General features: G+C 36.5%; 1 protein-coding gene. It reads right to left on the bottom strand.

Translation table 11 applies throughout. From position 1 onward, the window contains the following. A partial coding sequence (locus tag BN67_RS06025) for a type ISP restriction/modification enzyme (RefSeq protein WP_019223246.1) occupies nt 1-2448 on the bottom strand: 2448 nt, incomplete at both ends.

Genomic DNA, 2448 nt, shown 5'->3' with positions numbered 1-2448 from the left:
GCCATTGACGATATACTCATAAGCATCAAGAGGGATATCTGTCATTGTGATATGACGATTATAAATGACAGTAGACTTATCTTTTTCCTTACGTTTCTTAATTTTTGCAAATTCCATTTTCGTAACATAATAAAATTCTTCAGGATTAGAAATGTCTGTAAGCTTTGGATCACCATTTTTAAAGGTCACTGGATAAGGTGTTACAGTTTCATAATTGATATGCAAGTGACCCAGCTCACGCCCTGCATTAACAAAAGCCCAAAAATCTTCAGTAGTTTTCACACAAGGGATACGAGGCAATTCTTTAGAGAGATTATCAGCATAACGAGCACGATAATCTTCTGAATGTAAAATTCCGTAAACATAATAAAAGAGATCATCTTTTGTTATGGTTTCACTAGGATAAGCGGCTTTAAAATGTGCTAAGCCTTCATCAGTGAGTGCATCACGCCGTTGTAAGCCAATCGTTTCACCGTTCTCTATAGAGCTTTTGAATAAAAGGGGCTGCTTTTTATTTTTATCTTTTGAAACCGTGACGTCTTCGCAAATATAGCGTGGAAAGCATTGACATTTTTCTATTGAATCCAAATTAGGCAAAGTATTCGTCATGAGTACAGAAAAACCACGGTTTGCTCCGATACCTGCAAGCTGTATTACTCTATTTTCAACGGATTGCCCTATTGGGAATATACATGGTATTTTAGAAACCATTTCATTAAAGGTGCGATTGTAATAAAGCCATTGCTTTGTAAAAGGACGATAAAGACTTTGCGTAAGATAGTTATTGTCAAACGTAAAGGATTTTGTTTTACGCAATTCTTGTTTGATAGCACGGCTCCAACTGATTTTACTTGCATCTGAATTCACGAAACTATCTACAGCCTTTTCACGGGTCCCACAATCAACATGCCCATAAAATTCATTAAAACGCTTGACTTCGCTATTATAAAAGCCAATCATATTACTCATATTTTTCGCTAAAGCTTCATGGCTTGAGTTATACGTCCACGCATCACGACTAGTTACAATACCGCACGAAAAGATTTCAAACAGTTTTGTATCATGCTTGTTTCTAGAACCTAAAGCTAAAAATGTTTTGAAACTTTCATCACGTTGCTTTATCCAATCACCATGTTTATCTGGTGTAATGAGTTTCCAACCTTGTTTTTGTGTAATGCCAGTAATACTCCCAAAGGACTCTATTATCGCAAGTTTTTCTTTTCTCTTGAGATAATCACCAATATCACGAAAATATATTTTGCCACGCTGTTGCGCATCTGGATTTTTTACAAGAATGGAAATCGCTATAGGAGTTCGAGATCCCTCACCAAAAACTCCACCACTTTCTTTTTTACGCTGTTCACCAGAAGTTCGTGCATCCCCCCGTAAATGGAAAATATAAAGGCTACTAAATTCTTCAACAAGGCATTTGCGTAAACCATCTAGAGAATGACCACTGATAAAACCTGCATTCGTAACAAAACCAATAACGCCACGGTCTTTTATACGATCACTCGCCCAACGAAGTGCACGAATATAACTATCGTAAAGTGACCGCATAAGATTTGCTTGCGATTGGGCTGCATAGGTCGCACCAATACGTTTATCTAATAGGGGATAAGAGGTGTTTTTTGCATTGTCATTTGCACTCTTTTGACCAGTTGAATAAGGTGGGTTACCAAAGATAACTTTAATATCCAGTTTCTTCTGAAGTTCTAAATAGTCACTGTTTTCCTTGAGTAACCCTCGCAGCAAATCTTTTTCTTCAAGCATCTGGAAGGTATCCGTTAAACCAATATGCTTAAAGGGTATATAATTCCCTTTCATAAGACTATGATAGGTCGTTTCAATGTTAATCGCTGCTATATAATAGGCTAATAAAACAATCTCATTGGCATGAATGTCATGACGGAATTTATATTCCATATCTTCTTGCTTAATCAATCCAGATTGTAAAAGCCTTGTGATAAAGGTACCCGTTCCAGTAAAGGGGTCAAGAATAGAAACATCACGAGACCCTAAGCTTTTTCCAAATTCAATTCGTAAAATATCATCAACAGAATGAATAATAAAATCTACAACCTCAACGGGGGTATAAACAATTCCAAGCCTCTCTGTTGTCTTTTTAAAAGCCTTAGAAAAAAAACTTTCATACAGTGTGATAATAAGATTTTGTCTTGCTTGCGGATCTGTGATACCAGCCGTACGGCATTTTACACTGTTATAAAATTCTTGAAGTTCTTCGGATTCTTCTTCAATATCTGTTTTGTCTAATTCAGCTAAGATCTTTTCCATGGCTTGAGAAATAGCATTGTTTTGTACAAATTCATTTCCATCAAACAAGGATTCAAACACAGGACGGGTCACAAGGTGCTGTGCGAGCATCTCAATGGCGTCATCCTGCTTTATATCGCTGTTTAAGTCGTTTTTTAATTCATTATAAAACAG

Origin of the sequence: Bartonella rattaustraliani AUST/NH4, from assembly GCF_000312565.1 — a bacterium.
Classification (GTDB): domain Bacteria; phylum Pseudomonadota; class Alphaproteobacteria; order Rhizobiales; family Rhizobiaceae; genus Bartonella; species Bartonella rattaustraliani.
Note: the sequence above shows the minus strand (reverse complement) of the source record. Positions and strands in the feature narration are given on the sequence as shown.